We start from the raw sequence: 25425 nt of genomic DNA on the forward strand, positions 1-25425 counted from the left end.
CCCGCGCCCTCCTGCCGCGCGCCCCCCTGCCCCACGTCCTGCTCCGCACGCTCCCGCGCGCCCTCGCCGTCCTCGGTCTCTGCTACCTCGCCCTCTGGGGCACCGGCGCGCTGGGCATCCTCGGGCTGTCGTACTGGGCGCGCACGCAGACTCCGCCGCCGGCGGGGACCCAACCGCTCCAGGGCATCCGTCACTTCCAGCCCGTGGACGAGGCAGGGGAGTTGTGGCGGGGCGCCGCCCCCTCCCCGGCCGGTTACCGGGAACTGGCGCGGCGCGGCTTCACCACCGTGGTCGACCTGCGCGCCGAGGACCTGTCCGCCGCCCGGCTCGCGGAACCGGGCCGGGCGGGCCTGGACGTCGTACGGCTGCCCGTGCGGGACGGACAGACCCCGGCGCCGCACCAGGTACGCCGCTTCCTGGGCGTCGTGGGTGCGGCCCCGGGGCCGGTGTTCGTGCACTGCGGGGCGGGTGTGGGCCGTACGGGGACGATGGCGGCGGCGTACCTCGMGCACACCGGCCAGGCATCCCCGTCGGGCGCGGTCCGCCGCAACCTCGCGGTCGGACCGCCGTCCGTGGAGCAGATCTACTACGCGCTGAGCCTCGGTCCGGACCGGGCCGAGCGGCCTCCCCTGCCGGTGGTGGCGCTCAGCCGGCTCGTCGACGCCCCGCGCCGCCTGTGGTCCCGCCTCTGAGAAATCCCCTGGCCGGCACGGCGGTTACCTCAGCAGAATCGGTTCTTCACCGGCCCGCCATCAGCACCCGCCCGCAGGCTCAGGAGAGCAGGAAGTCCGCCTCCCCCGCCTTGGCGCCCTGGATGAACGCGGTCATCTCGCCCGGGGTGTAGATGAGCGCGGGACCGTCCGGGTCGGCCGACTGACGGACCGCGATCCGGCCGTCGGCGAGCTTCATCGCCTCCAGGCAGTTGCCGCCGTTGCCCCCGCTCCACGGCTTGTGCCAGCCCTCGCTGCCCAGATCCCTGGCGGGCATGCCGTTGTAGATCCGCGCGACGCGTATCCGGGACTTGATGCGATCCATTCACAGCTCCTTGCGGAGATCCACCAGGATCTCCTTCGTGCGATGTGCCGTGGCGGCCTGCGCCGCCATGCGGTCCATGACCTCGAGGTGGGTCGCCACCTCGTTGCGCCCGTCCAGGTAGACGGCGCCGGTCAGGTACTCGCTGTAGACCATGTCCGGCAGTTCGGGCATGGCAAAGCGGAACAGCACGAAGGGCCCGTACGTGCCCGCGTGCGGCCCCGACGAGAAAGGGGCTATCTGCAGTGTCACGTTGGGCAGTTCCGTGGCTTCCAGCAGTCGGTCGACCTGACCGCGCATGACCTCCGGCCCGCCGACAGGCCGGCGCAGGGCGGTCTCGTCCATCACGGCCCAGAACCGGGGCGCACCGTCACGTGTCAGCAGTTCCTGGCGTTGCATGCGCAGGGCCACATGGCGCTCGATGTCCTCGGGTCTGGTCTGGCCGACGGCGCCGGACCGCATGACACCGCGCGCGTACTCCTCGGTCTGGAGCACTCCCGGCACGAAATGGGGTTCGTAGCAGCGGATCAGGGAGGCCGCCCCCTCCAGGCTGACGTACATGGAGAACCAGCCCGGCAGGATGTCGTGGAACCGCTGCCACCAGCCCGGCTGGTTCGCGTCCTCGGCGAGCGCGACGAACGCCTCGGCCTCCTCGTCGGAGACCCCGTACGACTTCAGCAGGAGCTGGAGGTACGGGATCTTGAGGGAGACCTCCGCCATTTCCATGCGGCGGACGGTGGCGGCGGTGACACGCAGGACGCGTGCCGCCTCCTCACGCTTGAGCCCCGCGCGTTCCCGCAGGTCAAGCAGGCGGCGCCCGAGGACGACCTGCCCGACCGTCGGCGCGGACCGCGGCTCGCTCACGTCCACCTCCACTTGTGTCCAGACAGCCGGGGCGGCGCCCGTTCGGGTCCCTGCCGGGTACCCAACTGGCGCCGCGCCGCGTGCTGTTGTCTGCAGTGTGCCATGGCCATACCGCTCAGAACACTGCACTCTGCAATTTTCAGAGTGACACTTGCCAAGTGTTCACGACGAGGAGATAGTGGCAAGCGTGATTCCGTCCGCGCCGTTAGGAACAGACGCCGCCGAGGACCGCCGTCTTGGTGCCGCTGCCGGGGTAAGCCCCGACACGGCCGCCGAGCGCCGGTTCCGCTTCGAGCTGGCAGCACATCCGGGCTCAGCAGCACAGGCCCGGCACCTGACGCGCGCCCGATTGTCGGGTTGGGCGGTCTGCGAGGACACCTGCGACACGGCGGAGCTCGTCGTCTCCGAGCTGGTCACCAACGCCATCGTGCACACGGCGAGCCGCCATGTGGTGTGCGAGCTGCACGACGGCGGTGACCTGGTGCGGATAGCCGTCCGTGACGAGGGATGTGCGCCGGGTGAGCCCCACCCGTCGCCACAGCGTCCTGACGAGGAGCATGGGAGGGGACTGCTTCTCGTCGCGGCGATGTGCACTGCCTGGGGCGCCCAGGAAACCGGTCCCGGACTTCTCGTCTGGGCGGACCTGCCGCGTTCGGCGAACAACGGCGCCGAACCGCGGTCGGACCTGGGCTGGGGCGCGAGGAGCCGGCCGGCCCCTGCCGGCTCCTCGCCGACCGGTTCGGCCACCGGGACACCGACCGGGGTGGACGCCTCCCCGGCCGGGGCCGAGTGGTTCTGATCCGCGGCGTCGTGCCCGCCGGCCGACCACCGGACGGTGCGGACGTCTCGTGATCGGGAGATCCCGCGAACGACCGAAGGAACGACCGAAGAATCCCGAGACCGGGAAACTGTGCTTACGGACGGGGACTGCATGGCTGTGAGGGCTGGTTCGGCCGGTGCGCCACGGGTGCTGAGCCTGGACACGCTGGTCCGCATCGAGCGCGGCCGGACGGGGTCCGGCCCCGGTGCGTCGCGGCGGCTGGCCGTGCCGGAGGGCATGCGGGCGCCGCTGGGCTGCGACGCGGTGGCGATGCCGGCGCGACTCGGTCCGCTGCTGATGCCCCGGCTGCCGCGCGTCGGCTGCGTCTACGCCGACAGCACGCACTGGTGGTGGCTCGTGCCCTCCGACTCCGACGTCGCGCTCGAATGGCCCGCTCCGGCGCACTACGCCACGGGGGCGCTCGTGCCCGCGGCGCCCGGCCCGCCCGACCTGATCCACACGCCGGAGGGCACGCTCCCGTACACCCCGCCGATCCCCCTCTACCTGGCGCTCTGCCGGGTGACCGGGACACAGCCCGCCTGGTCCCGGCCGATAAGCGCCTGACCCGTACGGGCCCGTCCGGGACCTGTCCGAGGCCGGACGCTCGCCCCGCGCCTTCGCCACGGCGTCCCGTCGGTACGCCGGACCCGACTCCGGACCCCGGCTCCGGACCCCGACTCCGGACCCCGGGCCCGTGGCCCGGCCGGCGGACTCCGCGGACGTCCGCGCACACGGCCCCCGGACCCGGCCGGTTTCCGCCCCGCGGCCCCCCGAGCGCCCGGGCGTGCCCCGGTTACGCCGTACCGGAGCGGGCGCGCGCCCTGCCGGTCGGCGCCCGGCACCGCGATAGTGGCCGCACGGCCACGATCGGGGAGGTCATCGGTGGGGTCTGCTGAGTCGACGGAGTCGCCCGGGAGGGCCGGGCCGGCGCAGGACGCGCCCGCGGCCGGGCCGCAGCCCGCCACCGGAACCGAAACCGGCCCGAGGACCGAGCCCCACCCGGAGCAGCCTCCGGACCCCCCGCCCGCCGAGGAGCGGTCGGGGGCCGGTGGACCCGAGCCGTCCGAGTCCGAGCGGCTGCTGTTCGGGGGGCCGCTGCGGTACGACATGGGCTGGTCGCAGCACGCCGACGCGTTCATGGAGCTGAACCTGCGCGCCATGGTGACGCGGCTGCCCACGCTCCTCGCGTCCAGCTTCCGGCTGGCCTGGCGGGCGGACCGGCGGGCCGCACGGACCGTACTGGCCGCGGAGGTGGGCCGCGGCCTGGCGCAGGCGGTCAGCCTGCTGGCCGTCAACAGCGTGCTGGGCCGCCTGATGGGCGGCGGCGAGGTCGCGGACCGGCTGCGGGAGGCGGTGCCCGCGCTCGCCACGGTCGCCGCCGTGATGCTGGTCGCCGCCCTGCTGCGGGCCGCCAGCACCTACGCCACCGGCCGCCTCGAACCGAAGGTGGAGCGCGTCGCGACGGAGCTGTACCTGGAGCGGGCCGCGGCGGTCGAACTGTCGGCCATCGAGGACGAGGCCTTCCACAAGCTGCTGGACACCGCGCAGTGGGGCGCCTCGTCCGCGCGGCGGATGATCCCGATCGCCACCAGCGTGGTGAACGCGGGGATCTCCCTGATCGCGGCGGCCGGCGTCCTCACCGTGCTGCACCCGGCGCTGCTGCCCCTGCTGGTGACGATGACGCTGCCGAGCGCGTGGAGCGCGCTGAGCATCGCGCGCCGCCGGTACGCGTCCTACCACGTCTGGGTCCAGCACGTCCGGGCCAGCCGGCTGATCAGCAGCCTGCTCACCGAGCCGGGCGCCGCCCCGGAGATCCGCGTGCACGGCATCGGGCCGTTCCTGCTGCGGCACTTCCGCGCGATGTCGGAGGCCGCCGAGGCCGAACAGACCCGGCTGGCGCGCCTGGAGGCGCGGACCGGCCTGATCGCGGCCGTCTGGACGGGCCTGGCCACCGTGGCGACGTACGCGACGCTCGGCGGGCTGCTGCTGGCCGGCGCGATGGCGCTGTCCGTGGCCGGTACGGCCGTCATCGCGATCCGTACGGGGTCCGCGAACCTCAACCGGCTCGTCCTGGAGGTGAACACCCTCCACGAGGAGGCCCTGTTCGTCGGGGACCTGCAGCGGCTGTACGTGGAGGCGGCCGAGCGCGCCATCCCCGTCGGCGGCGCCGCGCTGCCCGAGGAGCCGCGCGAGATCCGCTTCGAGGACGTCACGTTCACCTACCCGGGCAGCGACGCCCGGCCCGCGCTGTCCGACCTGACGCTCAGCGTGCCGCTCGGCAAGATCGTGGCCCTCGTCGGGGAGAACGGCTCCGGGAAGACCACCCTGGTCAAACTGCTGTCCGGCCTGTACGCCCCGCAGCGCGGCCGGATCCTGTGGGACGGCGTGGACGCGGCGACCGCCGACCGCCACCGGCTCGCCGAGCGGATCGCGATGGTGGCGCAGGACTTCAAGCGGTGGCCCTTCACGGCCCGCGTGAACGTCGCGATCGGCCGGGCCTCGGCGCCCCTCACCGACGAGCGGCTGAACGAGTCCCTCGGCCAGGCCGGTGCCGAGGACGTCGTGGCGGACCTGCCGCGGGGGCTCGACACGCTGCTGGCCCGGATGTTCAGCGGCGGGCACGAGCTGTCGGGGGGCCAGMGGCAGCGGCTGGGCATCGCGCGGGCCGCGTACCGGCGGGGCACGATCCTGGTCGTGGACGAGCCGACGGCCGCCCTCGACGCCCGCGCCGAGCTGGAGGTCTTCGAGAAGATCCGGGCCCTGTCGGGTACCGGTCAGACGGTCATCCTCATCACGCACCGGCTGGCCTCGGTGCGCCACGCGGATCTGGTGCACGTGCTCGACCAGGGCCGTCTCGTGGAATCGGGCACCCCGGAGGAGCTCCTGTCCAAGGGCGGCGTCTACGCCGAGCTGTACGGACTGCAGGCGGGTCAGTTCGCGGCGCCCGTACCGGCCCCGGAGACCGGCTGAGGCCCCGGGGTGACTGCGGTCACTCGACGAGTTCGCGCACGACGACCAGGAAGGTGTCCGTCGACAGGTCCATCACGACGTCCACGTGCTGCCCTTCGAGGCGGCGCGCCTGCGCGAACTCCTCGGCGGGCCAGGAACCACGCGGCCCGCCGGCCGGAAAGCGCTCCAGCACCGTTCGACCGTTCACCATCCAGCACCTCCATGTGCGCTCCCCTTTGAGAGCCCTTGAAGAGTTAAACGCTCATCATGGGGTACACGTCTCGCAAAGTGACGTCACTGAGACGTAGTCGACACAGGGTCACTACGAATGGTGGAACATTTGTACGGCTTTTCGCGTTCTCGCGCAGCCGTCACAGCCGGCGCCGGGCCCTAGTCCTCGTATTCGTCGTGGTAGCGGACGCGCTCGCTCCCCGCGGGCGCCCCCAGCGCCGACGCGCGCCCCTCGGGCCGCTCCCACTCCTCCTGCCGGCCGAGGGCCGTGAGGTCCAGGAAACTCGTGGTGGACCCCAGCCCGTCGAGGCCGCGCCCGTACGTCGAGTACGTGTGGAAGACGCGGTCCCGGTCCCGCAGGAAGCAGCTCACCCCGGGCCGCCCGTCCGGTCCGCCCTCCCCGCCCCCGTCCGCGCCGTCGGCCCGGTCGGGCGCCACCCGGAAGTCGCGGTCGAAGTCGTTGCCGCACGACGAGTACCAGGGCAGCACCCAGCCCATCCGCGCCTTGAAGGGCAGCAGCCGCGTGTACGGCGCCCGGGAGACCAGGACCAGCTCGGTGCCCCGTGCGCGCAGGTGTGCGAGGTGCCCGATCTGGTCGACGAACGCCGAGCAGCTGCGGCAGCCCGCGTCCCACTCGGGCGCGAACATGAAGTGGTACACGACGAGCTGGCGCCGCCCCGCGAAGAGGTCCGGCAGCGTCGCCTTGCCGTCTCCCCCCTCGAAGACGTACTCCTTGTCGATCTCGACCATGGGCAGCCGCCGCCGGTCGGCGTTGAGCGCGTCCCGGGCCCGGGTGGCGGCCTTCTCTGCGACCAGCAGTTCCTCGCGCGCGGCACGCCATTCCTCGCGTGACACGATCCGCGGAAGCGTCATGGGTACTCCTTCGGTGCGGTGCCTTCACGGGGGTGGACCGTCACGAGGAGCGGAACTCATCGGCGGGACGGGAACCGGTGCCCGCCGGCCCGTCTCAGGTGTCGTACTCCTGGATGCGCCCTCCGTGACCACGCTCGGTGAGTACGGGCATGCGCTCGTTCATTTCCCGTACGACCGAGGGGACGTCGAGGGTGAGCAGCTCGCGGTCGCGCATGAGGACCCGTCCGTCGACGATCGTCGTGCGGACGTCGGAGGAGCGGGCGCTGTGCACGAGGGTGGCCGCGAGGTCGTGCACGGGCTGGGTGTGCGGGCCCGTCAGGTCGACCAGGACGATGTCGGCCCTGCGCCCCGGCGCGAGGCTGCCGATCCGCTCGCCGAGACCGACCGCCCGGGCGCTCTGCAGGGTCGCGTGGTGCAGGGCCTGGCGCGAGGTCAGCCACCGCGGGTCGCCCTCGGCGGACTTCTGCGCCAGCCCGGTGAGCGCCATGGCCTCCCACACGTCCAGGCTGTTGTTCGAGGCGGCCCCGTCCGTGGCCAGCCCCACCGGGATGCCGAGGTCACGCAGGGCCCGTACCGGGGTGGTCGTGGGCCAGGCGAACCTGAGGTAGCCGCGCGGCGCGCTCGCCACCGCGATCCGGCCGCCCGCGCGGGCCAGGAGGGGCAGGTCGCGTTCGGTGATGCCGGTGCCGTGCGCGATGAGCAGATCGGTGTCCAGCAGGCCGGTCGCGGCCAGCACCTCGATCGGGGTCCGTCCGTGGCGGGCGAGGCTCGCCTCGGTCTGGTCGCGGTTCTCGGCGGCGTGCAGGTGCACGGGCAGGCCGTGCTCCCGGGCGAGCCGGGCGGTCGCGGCGAGGTCGGCGTCGTCCACGGTGTACGGCGCGTGCGGGGCGAGCGAGGTGGTGATGCGGCCCCCGGCGGTGCCGCGGTGGCGCAGGGCGAAGTCGAGGGATCGTTCGAGGCCGTCGGCGCCCTGCGAGGAGAAGAAGGCCTGCCCGAGGTTGGCGCGCAGCCCGCTCTCGGCCGTCACGGCGGCGACCGTGTCCATCGAGAAGTAGTGGTCCGCGAAGCAGGTGACCCCTCCGCGGATCATCTCGGCGCAGGCCAGCCGCGCCCCCAGCTCCACGTCCCGCTCCCGCAGGTTCGACTCGATGGGCCAGACGAACTCGTTGAACCACTCCTCGACGGGGAGGTCCTCCGCGATGCCGCGCAGGGTGACCATCGGGCTGTGGGTGTGGCAGTTGATCAGCCCGGGCATCGCGACCTGGCCGCGGGCGTCGATGTGCTCGGCGGCGGACACCTCGACCCGCTCCGTGGTGACCGCCTCGATGCGGCCGTCCCGTACGACGACGGTCGCGTCCTCGACGAAGGCGATCCCCTCGTGCGCGCCGTGCCCGGCGCTCGCGTCGTGCACGAGGGCGGTGCAGTGGGTGATGACGAGATCGGCGGCGGTCCCCGCGTCGGATGCAGGCTCGGGCGGGGGCGCGGACTCGGGCGGGGTCATCACGCCACGGTACGGCGGGGTCGTGCCGCCGGGTGACCTGAACCGTGCATCCTGTCCGCGCCCTGTCGCCCCGGCGGTTTCGCGCGCACGCTGGCCCCACCGTCCGGCGGGCGGCGCCCGGTGGCGGGCGCGCCCGGGAAGGAGCCCGGCATGCTCCTCGGCACCTGGAACCTGGAGAACCTGTACCGGCCCGGCGGGGCGTTCGGCCCGCGCACCGAGGCCGCGTACCGGGCGAAGCTCACCACCCTGGCGCGCGTCGTCCGCGAGCTGGACCCCGTCCTGCTCGGTGTCCAGGAGGTCGGCGACCCGGCCGCGCTGGAGGACCTGGCCGGGATGCTGGACGGCGACTGGCACCTGGCGCTTTCCCGGCATCCGGACGACCGCGGCATCAGGGTCGGCTTCCTCAGCCGGCCGGCGCCGCGGACCGTCTCCGACACCGACGGGTTCCCCGCGCCGCTGCGCCCCGTGCAGGGGGACGACGACGGCGAGCCGGTGCACCGGGCCGGCCGCGGCTTCCTGGCCGTGGAGGTGACGGCCGAAGGCATGGCCCTGTCCGCGGCGGTCTGCCATCTGAAGTCGAAGCTGCTGACGTACCCGGGCGGCCGGTTCCAGCCGCGCGACGAGGGCGAGCGGGCCCGCTACGGCGCGTACGCCCTGTACCGGCGGACCGCCGAGGCCACGGCGCTGCGGGCCGTCGCCGACGGCCTGCTCGACGGCCGGGGCGGGGAGCGGCACGTGGCCGTGCTGGGCGACCTGAACGACGAGATCACCGCCGCCACCACCCAGATCCTGCAGGGGCCGCCGGGCTCCGAGATCGGCACGCCCGGCTTCGAACGGCCCGACCGGGGCGACGGCGCGCGGCTGTGGAACATCGCCTCCCTCATCCCGGAGAAGCAGCGTCACTCCCGCATCCACTCCGGGCGCCCCGAACTGATCGACCACATCCTGGTCAGCCGGCTGCTCCTGAGCCGGGTGACCGGGGCCGGGACGGGGACGCCGTTCCAGGAGACCCGGCTGCCGTCGGTCGACGAACGTCCGGCCGACCGACGGGACGCCACGGGCTCGGACCACGCACCGGTGTGGGTGCGGGTGGAACCCTGAGGGGCCCCGCGGCGCCCTCGGGGCGGTCCACGAGTTCGCGGTCCACGAGTTCGCGGTCCACGAGTTCGTCGAGGAGCGTGGCGAGCAGCTCGGTGTGCCGCGCCGTGAGCCGGCCCGTGTCGTCCAGATGCACGGCGCAGGCGGTGGTGGTGTCCACGAGGCGCTCCAGGGTGGCCGCGACCTCGCCGGTGCCCTCGGTGTGCCGGGCGAGGGCTGGCAGCTCGGCGGCGGAGCGGTCGATCGCGGCGCGGGCCTCGGCCAGCGCCCGGTAGGCCTCGCGGCGCAGCACCCAGCGGACGGCCCGGTCGCCGGCGGTCCGATCGGCGGCGGTCCGATCGCCGGCAGCCCGGTCGCCGGTGGTCCGGTCGGCGGCGGTCCGGTCGGCGGCGGCCTGATCTCCGGCTGTTTGATCTCCGGTGCCGTTGAGGACGTGCGCGAGGTAGGCGTGCGCCGCGTCGTGCGCGGCGGACAGCCGGGCCCGTACGGTCCCGCCCCGCTGCCCCGGCGCCGGCAGGTGCCCGGCGACCAGCACGATCGCGCAGGCCAGCAGCGTCTCGCCGATGCGTCCCCAGGACGCCTGCGGCTCGCCGCCGACCATGACGAGGGCGAGCACGAGGACGGTGACGACGGCCGTCTGCGCGGCGAAGTGCCGGGTGGCGACGGGGAGGAGGGCGCCGCTGACCGCCACCAGCGCGACCAGCCCCTCGGGCCGGGGCAGCACGGCCGCGAACCCCGCGAAGAGGAGGGCGCCGAGGACCGTGCCGGCCGCCCGGTTCAGGACGCGCGAGACGAGCGGGCCGAGGTCGGGCTTCACGAGGAACACGGCGGTCGCGGGCAGCCAGTACCAATGGGCGTGGTGCAGTGCCTGCGCGACGGCGGCGCCGGCGCCGTAGCAGAGGGCGACGCGGAAGCCGTACTCGCGCCCGCCGGGGCCGGTCACGGTGCGCAGGAGCGCCCGGCCGCGCGGGGGCCGCCGGTGCGGGCCCTCGCGCGCGGTCCGCCCGGCGCCGCGCGCGGGCGGTCGTCCGCCGCGGTCGAAGGTGTCGGCGGCGTGCAGCAGCGCGTCGTCGAGGGCGCGCAGTCCGGGTACGGTCCGGGCGGGTGCGGGCAGCGGCCCGCAGGGGCCGCCGGTCCGTACGGCGGCGGCGAGCCGGCGCGGCCCCTGCGCCGTACGGGCGGGCAGGGCGTCCCCGGCCCAGGCGAGCGCGGTGGCGGCCTCGGCGAGCGGGAGCGCGGCGGCGTACTGCGCGCGCAGCCGCCGCTCGGCGGCGGAACTGGCGTACCGCCGCAGCCGGGGCCCCGCGAGCGCGTCCTGGGCCTGGTCGAGCGCGGCGGTCAGCGCGGCCCGCCGACCCTCGGCGTCCGGACCGCCCACGGCGGAGAGCAGGGCGGCGATCGCGTCGTACACGCCGGCGACCGCCGCCCGCTCGCCGTCGAAGCGGAAGTCGGCGGTCAGGGCGCCGGGGGTGGGCAGCACGAGCCGCAGCACGAGCAGCCAGCCGGCCCCGGCGAGGAGGAACAGGGCCCGCTGCCAGCCGGGGTCGGGCAGCGGCATCCCGGCCCCGACGGCCGCGGCGACGAGGAGCTGGGTCCCGGCGCCGGACGCCACGGGCCCCACCGCGCTGACGGCCCCGGCGACGAACCCGAGCGCGGTGAGCAGCAGGGTGAGCGCGACGGCCCCGAGCCCCTCCCCGGCGTACGTCCCGGCGGCGAGCCCCGCGGCCCCGGCGAGCGCGGGTACGCCGATCCGGGGCACGGCGGCCCGCCGGCTCCCCGGCCGGTCGTTGATCCCGGCGAACAGGGCGCCGAGGGCGGCCACGACGCCGAGGGACTCGCGCCCCGCGAGCACGGCGACGGCCAGCAGGGGCCCGCCGGCGAGCGCCCCGCGCACGACGGCGTTCCACGGCACGGGCCCCCGCTGCGCGCGCAGCGCGTGCGTGAGCCAGGGCGGAAGGAGGAGGGGGAACGCGGGCGACGTTCGCGGCACGGGCACGGGGCTCCTGTCGGACGAGGGCGGCTGCGGGGGGGCATGCCTTCGGGCGACGTCGGCCGGGCGGTGGTGTCTACGGCTTCTACGGTAGATCGTCGTCCGTGGGAGAACCGGACGGGGACGTTTCCACGACGTGACGATTCCGGCGCAGGCGGCAGGGACCCTGCGCGAGCCGGGTCCTTCATCTGCGCAACAGGAGCGGGCCCGGGGGCGTAGCCGGCCCCCGAGCCCTGTGATGCCGCCCATGGGGCACGCCGACACGCTTGAGGACCCAGGTCAGTTTCATGTCGCCGCGTCCTGCCTTTGGACCACCGCACACCGAGCTGTGCGGGCCGGACTTGAACCGGCATTTCGACGCCCGGAGCCTGGGTCCGGTCGATCCGGCGATCGGCGGCGAATGCTGAGTCTGGAGCAATAGTCTGAGATTGAGCGCGGTCTGCCTCTGCCGATTGGGCCACCGCGGCGCGGAGGCACCTCGTACGTCTCTGCCGTACGGCCGGTGCCGGTCAGTGCCGCGGGGAGGATTCGAACCTCCACCGGAACCGCGCAGTCACGACAAGCTTCAGGTTCAGCTTGCGCTCCTCGCGCACCCCGGCCGTCATGAGTGGCGGCCGGGGAGATGATGAGGCTACCCGAACAGGTAGCCGAACACGGCGTCCCCGACACGCCGGTCGGTGACGTCCGCGCCGTTCGCCTCCTCCCGGGCGAACTTGACGGCCTGCTGCAGCTTCTCGACCCGGTCGAGCAGCTCGTTGACGCGCCGCGCGGGCAGGGCACCGGAGAACTTCACGGTCGTCCAGTACCCGACCGGGATGTCCTCGTAGTACACCTCGACCTGGGCCGGGTGCTTGTCGGTGGCCTCGGCCTTGACGTGGTTGCGCGGCACCTTCTTCGTGCGCAGCGTCCGTACCGGCTCGGTCTTCCACGCGTCGGTCGACGGGTCCTGGACCCACGACTCGGAGGCGTCGAGCACGGGGAGCTTGCGCACGAAGGTGTTGAGGTCGGTGAGCTGCTTCTCCAGGAAGAGGAGGTAGGACACCGGGACGTCGGCGACGAGCACCCGCCCGTCGACCTCGACGTCCGCGCGGGCCGTGCAGTTGGCCCAGTCCTTGGTGGCGGTCACGTCGAACAGGCGGGTCAGCGTGGCCGCGGTCTCCCGCAGCACGTTCTCGGCCTGCACCTGCACCCGGGTCGACTCGGGCGGCAGCTGCTCGCCCTCCTCGTCCTTGGGCTGGTAGGTACGCGAGATGCCGGCCAGCAGCGCGGGCTTCTGCAGCCCGTGGTGGGCAGCCGTCAGGTCCTGGTGGGACTTGGACTTGACGCCCTTCTCGACGGCAATGATCTGATTGAGTTTCGCCACGCCGGTGACGCTAGCAGGATCGACCACGCGCTCTCGAAGGATTATTCGACGCCCGCATCCGGCCGCCGCCCGCCGCGCTGCAGGGCGGGCGGCCGGGGTCAGCCGCTCGCCACCGCCTTGCGCAGCGCCGCCAGTTCCCCGTACATCACCTCGCCCGGGCACTCCGTCGCCATGTAGTCGCGGTGGCCGCTGATCTCGTGGACCTCCCTCTTCCTGCCGGTGGTCGGGTTGACGTACGTGACCTTGGCCTCCGGGTCGACCCCGTGCATGCGGACGACGGAGCGGATCAGGTCGGTCAGGGCGGTGCGGGCCGCGGCGGTCGGGCCCTGCTTCACCAGGTTGCCGATGAGCGCGATGCCGAGGTTGCCCGGGTTGTGGCTGAGCACGTGGAACCCGGTCACGAGCTTGCCGTCGTCGTCGTGGGCCGGGGTGGCGCCCTCACCCGAGTAACGGCCCTCGTAGATCCGCCCGCCCTCGTCGACGAGGTAGTGGTAGCCGATGTCGCCCCAGTCGTTGGTGACCGCGTGCACGTGGTAGAGCGCGCGCACCGTGGCGGCCGGGTCCGCGTCGCCGTTCTTCGTGGCGGTGTGGTGGACCGTGACGGTCTGGAACGGGTGGTACGTCTGCGGCGAGATCTCCTTGCCGTCCGACCTGAAGCGGAGTTTCTCGTCCGCGCCCCAGGCCGCCCGGGTCAGGTACGCGACGCCGCGCACCCGCGTGGTGTCCCGCGGTACGGCGACCTCGCGCAGCGGGCCGCGCGTGGTGTCGACGGCCAGCGACCGCAGGTCCACGGCGCCGTCCGGGGCCCTCAGCTCGTAGCCCGAGGCGCCGTCCGCGGAGAAGAGCAGCGCGCCGCCGTCGCCGCCGTCCGGACAGCCGGTCCCGGTGAGCGGCTGCCAGGGGCCCCGGACGCCGTCGGCGCCGGTCAACCGGATGCCGCCGCCGGTGGCCGCGCGGGCGCCGGACCAGCGGACGCCCACGTAGCCGATGGGGAAGCCCGCCTCGACGGGGCCCTCCCCCGTGGCCGCCCGGGCGCGGGTCTCGGGGAACGCCTCGGAGGTGGTGCCCGGGTCCGGGACGGGCACCGCCGGGTCCTGGTCCGGGACGGGTACCACCAGGCCCGGGTCCGGGTCTCCCCGGAATCACTCCGACGGCGGTCCCCACACCCGCCGCTTCGGCAGCGGCTTCGCGTAGCCGCCCGCGCGGCTCGTGGTGAGCCCCAGCGACACCAGCGACTCGGCGAGCTTCACCGCCGCGCCCACCCCGTCGACGACCGGCAGCCCGAGCTTCTCCCCCACGGCCCGCTGCAGACCCGTCATCCCGGCGCACCCGAGCACCAGGACCTCGGCGCCCGCGTCCCGGGCCCGGCCGGCCGCGGCGACGAAGGCCGCTTCCGTGCGCTCCGGGTCGCCGAGGTCGAGCACGCCGAGCCCCGTGCCCACGACGGCGGCGCAGTTGCGGCCGACCCCCGCCGTGTCCAGGCTGTCCTCGATCTGCCCGGCCGAGCGCTCCAGCGTGGTGACGACCCCGTACCGCCGCCCGAGCAGGCACGCGAGGTGGGCGGCCGCCTCGGTGATGTCGACGACGGGCACGTCCACAAGTTCCCGTACGCCCTCGCGCCCGTGCTCCCCGAAACCGGCCATGACGACGGCGTCGTACGGGCCCTCGTACGTCCGCAGGGTGTCGAGGACGGCGGCCGCCGAGAGGTAGCTGTCCAGCCAGCCCTCGGCGGACTCGGGCCCCCAGGCGGGGGTGAGTCCGAGCACGGTGGTGCCCGGGCCTGCCGCGGCCCGGGCACCTCGTACGATCTCCTCGGTCATCGACTGCGTCGTGTTGCAGTTGGTGACGACGATCCGCACGCTCAGCCCTCCCGAGGAGCGGGAACCGGAGCGGAGGCCGGAGCCTGGGCCGGAGCCGTCTCCGCGCCGGCGGCGCGCTCGGAGCGGCACAGCAGCGCGTACAGACCGGCGGCGAGCGCCGTGCCGATGAACCAGGAGTACGGGGCCACGTCGCTGAAGGTCTTCACCAGCGCGAGCACCGCCGAGACGGCCGCCGCGGGCAGGAACGCCCACAGGGCCCTGGGGTTGACGCCCTTGCGGTAGTAGTAGCGGGACCCCGGCTCCGCGCTGAAGAGCTGGTCCACGTCGATGCGGCCGCGCTTGACCCAGAAGTAGTCGAGCATGATCACGCCGAACAGCGGGCCGAGGAAGGCACCGAGGCCGCCGAGGAAGTAGTTGACGACCGTGGGGTTGGAGAAGAGGTTCCACGGGGTCACGACCAGGGCGGCGACCGTGCTGATCATTCCGCCGACCTTGAAGGTGATCCGCTGCGGCCAGACGTTGGCGAGGTCGTAGGCGGGCGAGACGAAGTTGGCGACGATGTTGACGCCCATGGTCGCGATGGCGAAGGTCAGTGCGCCCAGGATGAGCACCCACTTGTTGCCGATCTCGGCGACGAGGTGCGCGGGGTCGGTGATGGCCTTGCCGAACACCTCGATGGAACCGGCCGTGACGACGACCGACACGATCACGAAGGCGGTCGAGTTGATCGGCAGGCCCCAGAAGTTGCCGCGCTTGACGGTCCGGTAGCTGGGCGCGAAGCGCGAGAAGTCGCAGAAGTTGAGCATCAGCGTGCCGTACGTGGCCAGGATCAGCCCGATCGCGCCGAACCACTGCCGCCACTGCTCGCCCACGGAGACCGGGTTCGGGGTCGAGGTGAGCGAGATCGTCCAGCCCGCCTTCGCGAGGATCCAGACGGCGAGGGCGATCATCACGAGCCAGATCGCCGGACCGCAGAAGTCCTGGAACTTCCGTACGGACTCCATGCCCTGGCTGATGATCAGCGCCTGCACCAGCCACAGCGCGACGAAGGACAGCCAGCCGAGCGCGTGGAGGCCGAGGAACGAGCTGTGCGTCCAGGACTCCAGGCCCGGCCAGGCCGCGAGCAGCATGACGTTGACGGCGACGGAGGCCAGGTAGGTCTGGATGCCGTACCACATGATGGCGATGACGGCCCTGATCAGGGCCGGGATGTTGGCGCCCCAGACGCCGAAGCTGATGCGGCTGACGACGGGGAAGGGTACGCCGTGGGCCTGGCCGATCCGACCCATCCAGTTCATGCCGATGTAGATGAGCACGAAGCCGACGAGCAGGGACGTGAAGATCTGCCAGACGTTCATGCCGAGCACCAGCAGCCCGGCCGCGAAGGTGTAGTTGCCGAGGTTGTGGACGTCGGACATCCACAGGGCGAAGAGGTCGAAGACCTTCCAGTTGCGCTTGCCGGCGGGGGCGAGGTCTTCGTTGGTGAGCCGGGGATCGGGGACGAACGCGGGCGTACCGGTGGCTGCGGCGGGATCGGCCAGGGACACGGGGCCTCCATGAGCGTGGGGGCTGATTTGGTATACCAAACTTGGGTCATGGTCCCGCCGTCGACGGCAGTCGGCCATGTCCGTGCGGTTACAGCTCGGTAAAACAGTCACCGGGTCGGCGAGGATGGACGGATGAGGACGCACGCATGAAGACGGTGGAGCCGCTGGGGGCGGTGCGCGAGCGGGTGCTCAGCTCGCTGCGGCAGGAGATCATCGCCGGACGGCTGCTGCCCGGCGACCGGCTGGTCGAGCGCGAGGTGGCCGAGCGGTTCGGGGTCTCCCGGGTGCCGGTGCGCGAGGCGATCCGGGCCCTGGTCGCCGAGGGCTTCGTCCACTTCGAGACCCCGCGCCGCACGGTCGTCCGCCGTCTGACCCCCACCGACGTCACGGAGCTCTTCGAACTGCGCGAGGCCCTGGAGGTGTACGCCACCGGTCTGGCCGCCGAGCGCGCCACCCGGGCCGACCTGGCCGGGCTGGAGGAGCTCCTGGACCGTGCGGCGGACGCGACCGGCGCCGGTGACGCGGAGACGATCACCGACGTCAACACCCGCTTCCACGACCGCATCCTGGCGATGGCCGGGAACGGCCTGCTGATCTCCGTGATGGAGCCGGTCGACGGACGGCTGCGCTGGCTGACCCGCCGCAACGAGGAGTGGCCGCAGCTCCTCGCCGAGCACCGGGAGCTGTACGCGGCCATCGCGTCCGGCGACCGCGAGCGGGCCCGGGCGCACGCCCTGGCCCACGTCCAGGCCAACCACCGCTCGACGGTGCGCCACCTCTTCGGCGACACGGGGTCCGGACCCGGGGCGGGTACCGGAGCCGGCACCGGCACCGGAGCCGACGCCGGGGCCGCTCGTGAGGGGGCAATGTGACGGCCCGTACGGCGGTCGGGGGCGGTAGCGGCTTTTTCGGGTGCGGGTCGTTCGTGGCTGGGCGCGCCCACGCGGCGGAGCCGCATATCGACACAGCCCCGCGCCCCTCACCGGGCGCCCCGGTGGGCCAGCTCCCCTACTCAGGCGCCGGAGTGGTGGGCAGGCCCGCCGCCCGTGCCGCCGTGCGCAGTACCCCGCGCAGCATCTGTGGGGTCAGCCGGCCGGTGAACGTGTTGCGCTGGCTCACGTGGAAGCAGCCGAAGAGCTCCAGGGGCCGCTCCGGACCCGCCAGCACGACCCGCGCCCCGTGCGCGAAGGCCGGCCGGGGCCGGGGCATCTGCCATCCCGCCTCGGCGAACGCGGGCAGCGCGGCCTGCCAGCCGAAGCCGCCGAGCACGACGGCCGCGCGGACGGTGGGGGCGAGCAGGCGCAGCTCGCTCACCAGCCAGGGCCGGCAGGTGTCGCGTTCCTCGGGGGTCGGCTTGTTGGCGGGCGGCGCGCAGTGCACGGGTGAGGTGATGCGCACGCCGTACAGGGTCAGCCCGTCGTCGGCGCTCTCGGCCGTCGGCCGGGACGCGAGACCCACGTCGTGCAGCGCCGCGTACAGCACGTCCCCGGAGCGGTCCCCCGTGAACATCCGGCCGGTGCGGTTCGCGCCGTGCGCCGCGGGGGCGAGTCCCACGATCAGCAGGGAGGCGTCCGGCGGCCCGAAGCCCGGTACCGGGCGGCCCCAGTACGTCCAGTCCGCGAAGGCGGCCCGCTTCGTCCGGGCCACCTCCTCCCGCCACTCGACCAGCCGCGGGCAGGCCCGGCAGTCGCAGATCCGCCGGTCCAGCTCCGCCAGGCTGCGCTCCTGTTCCATGCCCTCACCGTATGCCCGGCCGGGGGAAGGGCCCGTCGCGGACCGGGCTCTTCACCGCGGAAAAGGACTCCGGCCCCGCGTCGGCCGAGGACTAGAGTCGGAGCATGGCTTCAGGAACGCAGAAGGACGAGGCGAAGGCGGCCGCGCCCGCGAGCGGTGAGAGCGTGCGGGTCGACAGCTGGATCTGGTCCGTGCGCCTGGTGAAGACCCGTTCCATGGGCGCCACCGCCTGCCGCGGCGGCCACGTCAAGGTGAACGGCGAGCGGGTCAAGCCCGCGTACACCGTCCGTGTCGGTGACGAGGTGCGGCTGCGCCAGGGGGAACGGGAACGGGTCGTCGTCGTGAAGCGCCTGATCCGCAAGCGGGTCGGCGCCCCGGCGGCCGCCGAGTGCTACGTCGACAACAGTCCGCCGCCCCCGCCCCGCGAGGCCGTCGCCCCTGCGGGCATCCGCGACCGCGGCGCGGGCCGTCCCACCAAGCGTGACCGGCGCGAGCTGGAGCGCCTGCGCGGCTTCGGCCCGCCCGACGGCGGCAGCGGCAGCGGCGGTCCGAAGGTCCCCTAGTCCGCGAGGGCGGCCGGCGAGGGCGTCACGTCCCCGCCGGCACTGCCGGCACCGCCCGCACCCAGACCCGGTCCTCCGTCAGGTACGCGTCGACCACGAGCCCGGCTTCCGCCAGCGCCTCCTCGAACTGCTCCTTGCCGAGCGGCCGGGCGAGGAAGGTCTGCGTCCACACGGCGTCCGGGAACTCGTACTCCGCGCGGACGGAGTTGACGCCGTCCCCGACCGGCTCGGCGGACAGCATGCGCACCGTGAACCCGCTCGGGTCGACCCGTTCGCGCGGCAGGTCGGTGTGGTAGTCCTCGCCCTCGCGCTGGATCAGCACGCAGCCGCCGTCGGCGACGTGGCTGCGGCACACCTCCAGCATGCCGCGCCGGACCTCGGCGTCGCCCGCGTGCACGAGGAACGACCCGAGCATCACCACGTCGAACCGCTCGCCCAGGTCGAGCGTCTCGATGGCGCCGCGGACCGTGCGTGCGCCCCGTACCCGTTCGAGCATCTCGGCGGACTCGTCCACGGCCGTCACAGTGAAGCCCCGCTCCAGGAGCGCGTGGGTCACCCGGCCCACCCCGCAGCCCAGTTCGAGGATGTGCGCCCCGGCCGGCACGGCGGAGGCGATGATGTCCGGTTCGTCGTAGACGGGCAGCCGTGCGTACAGCTCCACCGCGCAGCCGTCCGGCGTGATGGCGCCGGGTCCCGTGCCTTCGTATCCCTCACGCATCTCGATCGTCATACCGGCCCAACGGCCCGCGCCCGCCGCCCCGTTCCCGCACGGAGCCCCCAGCCGCCGTCAGCCATCAGCCTCCGGCCGTTGGCCGTTGGCCGTTGGCCGTTACAGCGCGAACCACCCGTGGCCGCCGTACCAGTGGCCGCCCGCCCGCAGGTGGTCCCCCACCGCCCGTTCGACCGCGGTCCGCCGCGGCAGGTCCGCGACCGGCACGTCCGTCGGTGAACCCGCACCGCGGAGGGACTGCGCCGGCTCCGCGCGGGGCGCGCGCTCAGGAGTCGAACCGCGCCGCGGCCAGGTACTCGGGCTGCGGGTCCAGCGCCGCGGCCAGCCGGAAGTGGCGCTTGGCCTGGACGGGCTGCCCGGAGCGCTCGTAGGTGCGGGCCAGCGCGAAGTGCGCGAAGGCGTTGTCCGGCTCGCGCTCCAGGACGATGGTGAACTCAAGCTCGGCAGGGCGCAGCTGCGCCGCCGCGAAGAAGGCGCGCGCCCGCAGCAGCCGGGCCGCCGTGTTCTCCGGGTAGGCGGCGATGACGTTGTCGAGCAGCTTCACCGCACCCCGGGGGTCCCGCGCGGCGAGCAGCTGCTCTGCGGCGCGGAAGTCGATGACATGCGTCTCCGGAGTACGTCCGGCATGTCCGTTGGTCTCGGGCACGGCGAAATCCTTCCCTTGCTGGAGGGAATCAACGCATCGGGGACGCCCGCTATTCCGAGATCGTCCGCGTCCGGGCCACCAGCTGCGCCCACACGTCCCGCACCCGCTGCCGCAGCGCCTCCAGCGGGACGTCGTTGTCGATGACGATGTCCGCGATCTTCCGGCGCTCCTCGCGGGTGGCCTGGGCGGCCATCCTGGCCCGGGCGTCCTGCTCGGTCATGCCGCGCAGCCGCACGAGCCGGTCGAGCTGGGTGTGCGGGCCGACGTCGACCACGATCACGAGGTCGTACAGCTTCGCGAGGCCGTTCTCCGTGAGCAGGGGGACGTCGTGCACCACGACGGAGTCCGCCGGGGCGGCCTCTTCGAGCGCGCGGGAGCGGGCGCCCACCAGGGGGTGCACGATCGAGTTGAGCACGGCCAGCTTGTCCGCGTCCGTGAAGACGATGCCGCCGAGCTTGGGCCGGTCCAGGGTGCCGTCGGCGGTGAGCACGTCCTCGCCGAAGGCGTCGACGACCGCCGCCAGCCCGGGCGTGCCCGGCGCGACGACCTCCCGCGCGATCCGGTCGGCGTCGATCAGCACGGCCCCGTGCTCCACGAGCAGCCGCGACACCTCGCTCTTACCGGCCCCGATCCCACCGGTCAGCCCCACTTTCAGCATGCGCACAGCCTAACCGGGCCCCGAAGGGGCGCGGGGAACTGCGCGCCCAGCCCCAACGCACCGGCAGCCGACGAACAGCCCTTCCCGCGAAGCGACAAGGCGGAGCGAGCTCGAAAGAGCGAGCTACGCATCCCCTTCCCGCTCGGCGAGGAACTTCTCGAACTCCATCCCGATCTCGTCCGCCGACGGGATGTCGACCGGCTCGGCGAGCATGTTCCCCCGCGTCTCGGCGCCCGCGGCGGCGTCGTACTGGTGCTCAAGTCCCTGGACGAGCGCGACGAGTTCCTCGTCGCCCTCCTGGATCTGCCGGTCGATCTCGGTCTGCGTGCGGTGCGCCTCGGTGCGCAGCCCGTGCGCGATCCCGGGCAGGACGAGACCGGTGGCGGCCGTGATCGACTCCATGACCGTCAGCGCGGCGTCCGGGTACGGGGACCGGGCGATGTAGTGCGGTACGTGCGCGGCGACACCCAGGACGTCGTGTCCGGCCTGCATGAGGCGGTACTCGACGAGCGCCTCGGCGCTGCCGGGGACCTGCGCCTCGTCGAAGGGGCTGCGGTGGCCGGGGACGAGGTCCGTCCGGTTGCCGTGCGGGGTCAGGCCCACGGGCCTGGTGTGCGGGACGCCCATGGGGATGCCGTGGAAGTTCACCGACAGCCGTACGCCCAGGCGTTCCACGATCTGCTGGACGGCCGCGGCGAAGCGCTCCCACTCCACGTCCGGCTCGGGGCCGGAGAGCAGCAGGAAGGGCGCGCCGGTGGCGTCCTGGACGAGCCGCACGTCCAGCGTGGGCTCCTCGTAGTCCTCCCAGCGGTCCCGCTTGAACGTCAGCAGCGGGCGGCGGGCGCGGTAGTCCACGAGCCGGTCGTGGTCGAACCGGGCCACGACCTGGTGGGGCAGCGAGTCGAGCAGCCGGTCGACGATCTGGTCGCCGGTCTCGCCCGCGTCGATGTACCCGTCGAAGTGGTAGAGCATGACAAGACCGGCCGACTCCTGGGCCAGCGCCACGTCCACGACGGCCAGGCCCTTCGGCTCCCATGCGTACAAACCCTGCGGATCAAGCACTGTGACCGCTCCTCCTCGTGTTCGTCATCGACAACACGGGCCGGGACACGGTCATTCCCGCTCACCGCAAGATCACCAAGGAACGCACCGCGGGCCCGCACCCAGGAAGGGTGCGGGCCCGCGGTTACCAGCCGATCACTGCTGGCGGTGAGCTGTTCAGCTCTGGCCGCCGGCGAGCTTCTCGCGCAGGGCAGCCAGGGCCTCGTCCGACGCCAGGGCGCCGGAGTTGTCGTCCGACTCCGAGGAGTACGAACCGCCGCCACCGCCACCGCTGGAGGCGGCCGGAGCCGCACCCGGGGTGGCGACACCCTCGGCCTCGGCCTGGGCGTCCGCCTCGCGGGACTTGATGACCTGGGCCTGGTGCTGCTCGAAGCGCGTCTGCGCCTCGGCGTACTGGTTCTCCCACACCTCACGCTGGGACTCGTAGCCCTCGAGCCAGTCGTTGGTCTCGGGGTCGAAGCCCTCGGGGTAGATGTAGTTGCCCTGGTCGTCGTACGACGCGGCCATGCCGTACAGCGTCGGGTCGAACTCGACCGAGGCCGGGTCGGCGCCGAAGGACTCGTTGGCCTGCTTCAGCGAGAGGCTGATGCGACGGCGCTCGAGGTCGATGTCGATGACCTTGACGAAGATCTCGTCGTTGACCTGGACGACCTGCTCCGGGATCTCCACGTGGCGCTCGGCCAGCTCGGAGATGTGGACCAGACCCTCGATGCCCTCGTCCACGCGGACGAACGCGCCGAACGGAACCAGCTTCGTGACCTTGCCGGGCACGACCTGGCCGATCTGGTGCGTGCGGGCGAACTGCTGCCACGGGTCTTCCTGCGTCGCCTTCAGCGACAGGGAGACACGCTCGCGGTCCATGTCGACGTCGAGGACCTCGACGGTGACTTCCTGGCCGACCTCGACAACCTCGGACGGGTGGTCGATGTGCTTCCAGGAGAGCTCCGAGACGTGCACCAGACCGTCGACGCCACCCAGGTCCACGAAGGCACCGAAGTTGACGATCGAGGAGACGACGCCGGAACGGACCTGACCCTTCTGCAGGGTGGTGAGGAACGTCTGGCGGACCTCGGACTGGGTCTGCTCCAGCCAGGCACGGCGGGACAGGACCACGTTGTTGCGGTTCTTGTCCAGCTCGATGATCTTGGCCTCGAGCTCCTTGCCCACGTAGGGCTGGAGGTCGCGGACACGGCGCATCTCGACGAGGGAGGCCGGCAGGAAGCCACGGAGGCCGATGTCGAGGATGAGACCACCCTTGACGACCTCGATGACGGTGCCGGTGACGATGCCGTCCTCTTCCTTGATCTTCTCGATGGTGCCCCAGGCGCGCTCGTACTGGGCGCGCTTCTTCGAGAGGATCAGGCGGCCTTCCTTGTCCTCCTTCTGGAGAACAAGGGCTTCGATCTCGTCGCCGACCTTGACGACCTCGTTGGGGTCGACGTCGTGCTTGATCGAGAGCTCGCGGCTCGGGATGACACCTTCGGTCTTGTAACCGATGTCGAGCAGGACCTCGTCCCGGTCGACCTTCACGATGACGCCGTCGACGATGTCGCCGTCGTTGAAGTACTTGATCGTCTCGTCGATCGCGGCGAGGAAGGCTTCCTCGTTACCGATGTCGTTGACCGCTACCTGCGGAGTGGTAGAGGTGGTCTCGGTGCTGCTCGTCATGTGGGAAAGGGCTCCGGTACGGACAGTGAGTCGTAGGTACTGCTTACGCCGGGAGCCCGTTTCGCTCTGTAGAAGGCCGGACAGCCAAGGAAGCGCCAGATCCGGATGATGTTCCTGGGAACACCGCCGGTGGCGCCTCGACAACCGAGGGGACATACATACAGATGCGAGCGCAGCCTGCTACGTCTGAGGAGCGCAGGCCCGCAGCGCAACTTGTAGCATACGGGGGCAGCCGGACAGGGTCAATGCGCGAAGGCGCACACCCGGGGCGGATCGCCGCATACCCGGCACAGGACCCACACGGCGGCAGCCGCACATCGGGCAACGCCACGGGGTCACGACGGCACGCGGACCCGGCGGCACGCCTCACGTGCCCGCCGCCGGAACGGTTCGCACGGAAGAGTCCGCAGATTAATACGAGGGAGCCGATCATCCAAGAGCCCGAGCAGTCCGAGGCCGAGCGGTCCGGGCCCGAAGAGTCCGAGCCCGAGGCGACCCGGCGGGAGGCGGGGGGTCCCGAGAGCTCCCGCGCCAACCGCGGCTGGTGGGACCGGAACGCGGACGACTACCAGGTCGAGCACGGCACCTTCCTCGGCGACGACCGGTTCGTGTGGTGCCCCGAGGGCCTCGACGAGATCGAGGCCGAGCTGCTCGGCCCGATGGAGGAGCTGAAGGGCAAGGACGTCCTGGAGATCGGCGCGGGGGCCGCCCAGTGCTCGCGCTGGCTGGCCGCCCAGGGGGCCCGCCCGGTCGCCCTCGACCTCTCGCACCGGCAGCTCCAGCACGCCCTGCGGATCGGCGCCGACGGCGTGCGGCTCGTGGAGGCGGACGCCACGGCGCTGCCCTTCGCGGACGGCTCCTTCGACCTGGCGTGCTCCGCGTACGGGGCGCTGCCGTTCGTCGCCGAGCCCGTGCGGGTCCTCAGGGAGGTGCACCGGGTGCTGCGGCCGGGCGGCCGGTTCGTCTTCTCCGTCACCCACCCGGTGCGCTGGGCCTTCCCCGACGAGCCGGGGCCCGAGGGGCTGAGCGTCGCCGCCTCCTACTTCGACCGCACTCCGTACGTCGAACAGGACGAGGAGGGCGACGCGGTGTACGTGGAGCACCACCGGACGGTCGGCGACCGTGTCCGGGACGTGGTGGCCGGCGGTTTCCGCCTGGTGGACCTGGTCGAGCCGGAGTGGCCCGCCTGGAACACCCAGGAGTGGGGCGGCTGGTCGCCCCTGCGCGGGAACCTGATCCCGGGCACGGCGATCTTCGTGTGCGTACGGGATGAGAGATCGGACAGGTGACCGCGTGATCCGGCACGACGCCCTGGACGCGCTGCCCGTGCGCGCCGCGCTGCCCGGCCTGGGCGAGGCCCTGGAGGGCCACGGCGCCGCGGTGCTCGTCGCGCCGCCCGGCACCGGCAAGACGACCCTGGTGCCGCTGGTGCTGGCCGGACTGGTCGGCGGGGGGCCGGCGCGCCGGGTCGTGGTGGCCGAGCCGCGGCGGATCGCGGCGCGGGCGGCCGCGCGGCGGATGGCGTGGCTGCTGGGCGAGAAGCCCGGCGACAGCGTCGGGTACACCGTGCGCGGCGAGCGGGTCGTCGGTCCGCACACGCGCGTGGAGGTCGTCACGACCGGCGTGCTGCTGCAGCGGCTGCAGCGCGACCAGGAGCTGGCCGGCGTCGACACGGTGGTGCTCGACGAGTGCCACGAGCGCCATCTGGACGCGGACACGGCGGCGGCGTTCCTGCTGGACGTGCGCGCCGCCCTGCGGCCCGAACTGCGGCTGGTGGCCGCGTCGGCGACGACCGACGCGCAGGGCTGGGCGCGGCTGCTCGGGGACGTGCCGGTGGTGGAGGCGGCGGGCGTCTCCCACCCGGTGGAGGTGGTGTGGGCGCCTCCCGTGCGCCCGGTGCGGCCGCCGCACGGGATGCGGGTGGACCCGGCGCTGCTGACCCATGTGGCGTCGGTGGTGCGGCGGGCACTGGCCGAGCGCGACGGGGACGTCCTGTGCTTCCTGCCCGGGGTCGGGGAGATCGCGCGGGTCGCCGGGCAGCTCGGCGGCCTCGGCGACGTCGAGGTGCTGCAGGTGCACGGCCGGGCCCCGGCGGCCGTCCAGGACGCGGTGCTGTCCGGCGGTACGCGGCGCCGGGTGGTCCTCGCGACGGCGGTGGCCGAGTCGTCGCTGACGGTCCCGGGGGTGCGGGTGGTCGTGGACTGCGGACTGGCGCGCGAGCCGCGGGTGGACCACGCGCGGGGCCTGAGCGCGCTGGCGACCGTACGGGCCTCGCA

The 25425-nt window shown here is 73.2% G+C and carries 24 protein-coding genes and 2 pseudogenes; 9 read left to right on the top strand and 17 right to left on the bottom strand.

The features are described from left to right. The coding region (locus tag FGF04_RS22430) for a fused DSP-PTPase phosphatase/NAD kinase-like protein (protein WP_408055650.1) at positions 1-692 on the top strand (692 nt) is incomplete at its 5' end. A gap of 79 nt (positions 693-771) precedes the next feature. Here FGF04_RS22430 and FGF04_RS22435 read toward each other — a convergent pair. Then, positions 772-1035: a DUF397 domain-containing protein gene (locus FGF04_RS22435; protein WP_149513089.1), complete on the bottom strand. Its 264-nt coding sequence runs from the start codon at positions 1033-1035 to the stop codon at positions 772-774. After that, entirely contained in the window at positions 1036-1896 is an 861-nt protein-coding gene (locus FGF04_RS22440; protein WP_149513090.1) for a helix-turn-helix domain-containing protein, read from the bottom strand. A gap of 178 nt (positions 1897-2074) precedes the next feature. On the opposite strand from FGF04_RS22440, the gene FGF04_RS22445 reads away from it, so the two are divergent. The 3 genes from FGF04_RS22445 to FGF04_RS22455 all read left to right on the top strand — a co-directional run bounded on the left by FGF04_RS22445 (position 2075) and on the right by FGF04_RS22455 (position 5686). Beyond that, entirely contained in the window at positions 2075-2695 is a 621-nt protein-coding gene (locus FGF04_RS22445; protein ID WP_149513091.1) for an ATP-binding protein, read from the top strand. A 132-nt stretch (positions 2696-2827) separates the two neighbouring features. After that, complete coding sequence (locus FGF04_RS22450) at positions 2828-3280, top strand: hypothetical protein (RefSeq protein ID WP_149513092.1); 453 nt, start codon at positions 2828-2830, stop codon at positions 3278-3280. 543 nt (positions 3281-3823) lie between these two features. Continuing rightward, the gene (locus FGF04_RS22455) at positions 3824-5686 is read left to right on the top strand and encodes an ABC transporter ATP-binding protein (protein ID WP_149513778.1); all 1863 of its coding nucleotides are present in this window, start codon (positions 3824-3826) and stop codon (positions 5684-5686) included. A 19-nt stretch (positions 5687-5705) separates the two neighbouring features. On the opposite strand, the gene FGF04_RS22460 is transcribed toward FGF04_RS22455, so the two are convergent. The 3 genes from FGF04_RS22460 to FGF04_RS22470 all read right to left on the bottom strand — a co-directional run bounded on the left by FGF04_RS22460 (position 5706) and on the right by FGF04_RS22470 (position 8270). Then, positions 5706-5876, bottom strand: coding sequence for a hypothetical protein (locus FGF04_RS22460; protein WP_188114180.1), 171 nt, complete (start codon positions 5874-5876; stop codon positions 5706-5708). A gap of 179 nt (positions 5877-6055) precedes the next feature. Then, complete coding sequence (locus tag FGF04_RS22465) at positions 6056-6769, bottom strand: DUF899 domain-containing protein (RefSeq protein WP_149513093.1); 714 nt, start codon at positions 6767-6769, stop codon at positions 6056-6058. Between the two features lie 94 nt (positions 6770-6863). Continuing rightward, positions 6864-8270 carry an amidohydrolase gene (locus tag FGF04_RS22470; protein WP_149513094.1) on the bottom strand — a complete coding sequence of 469 codons (1407 nt, stop codon included), beginning with the start codon at positions 8268-8270 and terminating at the stop codon, positions 6864-6866. Between the two features lie 150 nt (positions 8271-8420). Here FGF04_RS22470 and FGF04_RS22475 point away from each other — a divergent pair, with 150 nt between their 5' ends. After that, entirely contained in the window at positions 8421-9371 is a 951-nt protein-coding gene (locus tag FGF04_RS22475; RefSeq protein WP_149513095.1) for an endonuclease/exonuclease/phosphatase family protein, read from the top strand. Between the two features lie 64 nt (positions 9372-9435). Here the strand turns inward: FGF04_RS22475 and FGF04_RS22480 are convergent. The 5 genes and pseudogenes from FGF04_RS22480 to FGF04_RS22500 form a co-directional block, all read right to left on the bottom strand. Continuing rightward, positions 9436-11358: pseudogene (locus tag FGF04_RS22480) on the bottom strand (FUSC family protein); the annotation flags it as partial. A gap of 631 nt (positions 11359-11989) precedes the next feature. Then, the gene (locus FGF04_RS22485; RefSeq protein WP_149513096.1) at positions 11990-12721 is read right to left on the bottom strand and encodes a DUF7873 family protein; all 732 of its coding nucleotides are present in this window, start codon (positions 12719-12721) and stop codon (positions 11990-11992) included. Between the two features lie 98 nt (positions 12722-12819). Next, positions 12820-13806: a peptidoglycan recognition protein family protein gene (locus FGF04_RS22490; protein ID WP_235882438.1), complete on the bottom strand. Its 987-nt coding sequence runs from the start codon at positions 13804-13806 to the stop codon at positions 12820-12822. 57 nt (positions 13807-13863) lie between these two features. Then, positions 13864-14580 carry an aspartate/glutamate racemase family protein gene (locus FGF04_RS22495; RefSeq protein WP_149513098.1) on the bottom strand — a complete coding sequence of 239 codons (717 nt, stop codon included), beginning with the start codon at positions 14578-14580 and terminating at the stop codon, positions 13864-13866. A 2-nt stretch (positions 14581-14582) separates the two neighbouring features. Beyond that, the gene (locus FGF04_RS22500) at positions 14583-16088 is read right to left on the bottom strand and encodes an NCS1 family nucleobase:cation symporter-1 (RefSeq protein ID WP_149513099.1); all 1506 of its coding nucleotides are present in this window, start codon (positions 16086-16088) and stop codon (positions 14583-14585) included. A gap of 146 nt (positions 16089-16234) precedes the next feature. Between FGF04_RS22500 and FGF04_RS22505 the strand changes: the two genes are divergently transcribed. Further along, positions 16235-16960, top strand: a complete 726-nt coding sequence (locus tag FGF04_RS22505) for a GntR family transcriptional regulator (protein WP_149513100.1) — start codon at positions 16235-16237, stop codon at positions 16958-16960. Positions 16961-17096: 136 nt separating this feature from the next. Here the strand turns inward: FGF04_RS22505 and FGF04_RS22510 are convergent, their stop codons facing one another. Then, complete coding sequence (locus FGF04_RS22510) at positions 17097-17822, bottom strand: uracil-DNA glycosylase (protein ID WP_149513101.1); 726 nt, start codon at positions 17820-17822, stop codon at positions 17097-17099. A gap of 104 nt (positions 17823-17926) precedes the next feature. Between FGF04_RS22510 and FGF04_RS22515 the strand changes: the two genes are divergently transcribed. Continuing rightward, positions 17927-18385 carry an RNA-binding S4 domain-containing protein gene (locus tag FGF04_RS22515; protein ID WP_149513102.1) on the top strand — a complete coding sequence of 153 codons (459 nt, stop codon included), beginning with the start codon at positions 17927-17929 and terminating at the stop codon, positions 18383-18385. A 25-nt stretch (positions 18386-18410) separates the two neighbouring features. Here FGF04_RS22515 and FGF04_RS22520 read toward each other — a convergent pair whose 3' ends face one another. The 6 genes and pseudogenes from FGF04_RS22520 to rpsA all read right to left on the bottom strand — a co-directional run bounded on the left by FGF04_RS22520 (position 18411) and on the right by rpsA (position 23149). Then, the gene (locus FGF04_RS22520) at positions 18411-19103 is read right to left on the bottom strand and encodes a class I SAM-dependent methyltransferase (protein WP_149513103.1); all 693 of its coding nucleotides are present in this window, start codon (positions 19101-19103) and stop codon (positions 18411-18413) included. A gap of 111 nt (positions 19104-19214) precedes the next feature. Next, positions 19215-19319: pseudogene (locus tag FGF04_RS22525) on the bottom strand (acyltransferase domain-containing protein); the annotation flags it as partial. A 61-nt stretch (positions 19320-19380) separates the two neighbouring features. Then, positions 19381-19761: a tetratricopeptide repeat protein gene (locus FGF04_RS22530; RefSeq protein WP_149513104.1), complete on the bottom strand. Its 381-nt coding sequence runs from the start codon at positions 19759-19761 to the stop codon at positions 19381-19383. A gap of 49 nt (positions 19762-19810) precedes the next feature. Next, positions 19811-20419, bottom strand: coding sequence for a dephospho-CoA kinase (gene coaE, locus FGF04_RS22535; RefSeq protein WP_149513105.1), 609 nt, complete (start codon positions 20417-20419; stop codon positions 19811-19813). A gap of 123 nt (positions 20420-20542) precedes the next feature. Beyond that, complete coding sequence (locus FGF04_RS22540) at positions 20543-21481, bottom strand: PAC2 family protein (RefSeq protein WP_149513106.1); 939 nt, start codon at positions 21479-21481, stop codon at positions 20543-20545. Positions 21482-21637: 156 nt separating this feature from the next. Then, positions 21638-23149 (bottom strand): 30S ribosomal protein S1, encoded by a 1512-nt coding sequence (rpsA, locus tag FGF04_RS22545; protein WP_149513107.1) that lies wholly within the window; start codon positions 23147-23149, stop codon positions 21638-21640. 164 nt (positions 23150-23313) lie between these two features. Here rpsA and FGF04_RS22550 point away from each other — a divergent pair, with 164 nt between their 5' ends. Both FGF04_RS22550 and FGF04_RS22555 read left to right on the top strand, forming a co-directional pair. Further along, positions 23314-24438, top strand: a complete 1125-nt coding sequence (locus FGF04_RS22550; protein WP_408055651.1) for a class I SAM-dependent methyltransferase — start codon at positions 23314-23316, stop codon at positions 24436-24438. 4 nt (positions 24439-24442) lie between these two features. Then, a partial coding sequence (locus FGF04_RS22555; protein ID WP_268893783.1) for a DEAD/DEAH box helicase occupies positions 24443-25425 on the top strand: 983 nt, incomplete at its 3' end.

It is taken from the genome of Streptomyces apricus (genome assembly GCF_008369065.1).
Classification (GTDB): domain Bacteria; phylum Actinomycetota; class Actinomycetes; order Streptomycetales; family Streptomycetaceae; genus Streptomyces; species Streptomyces apricus.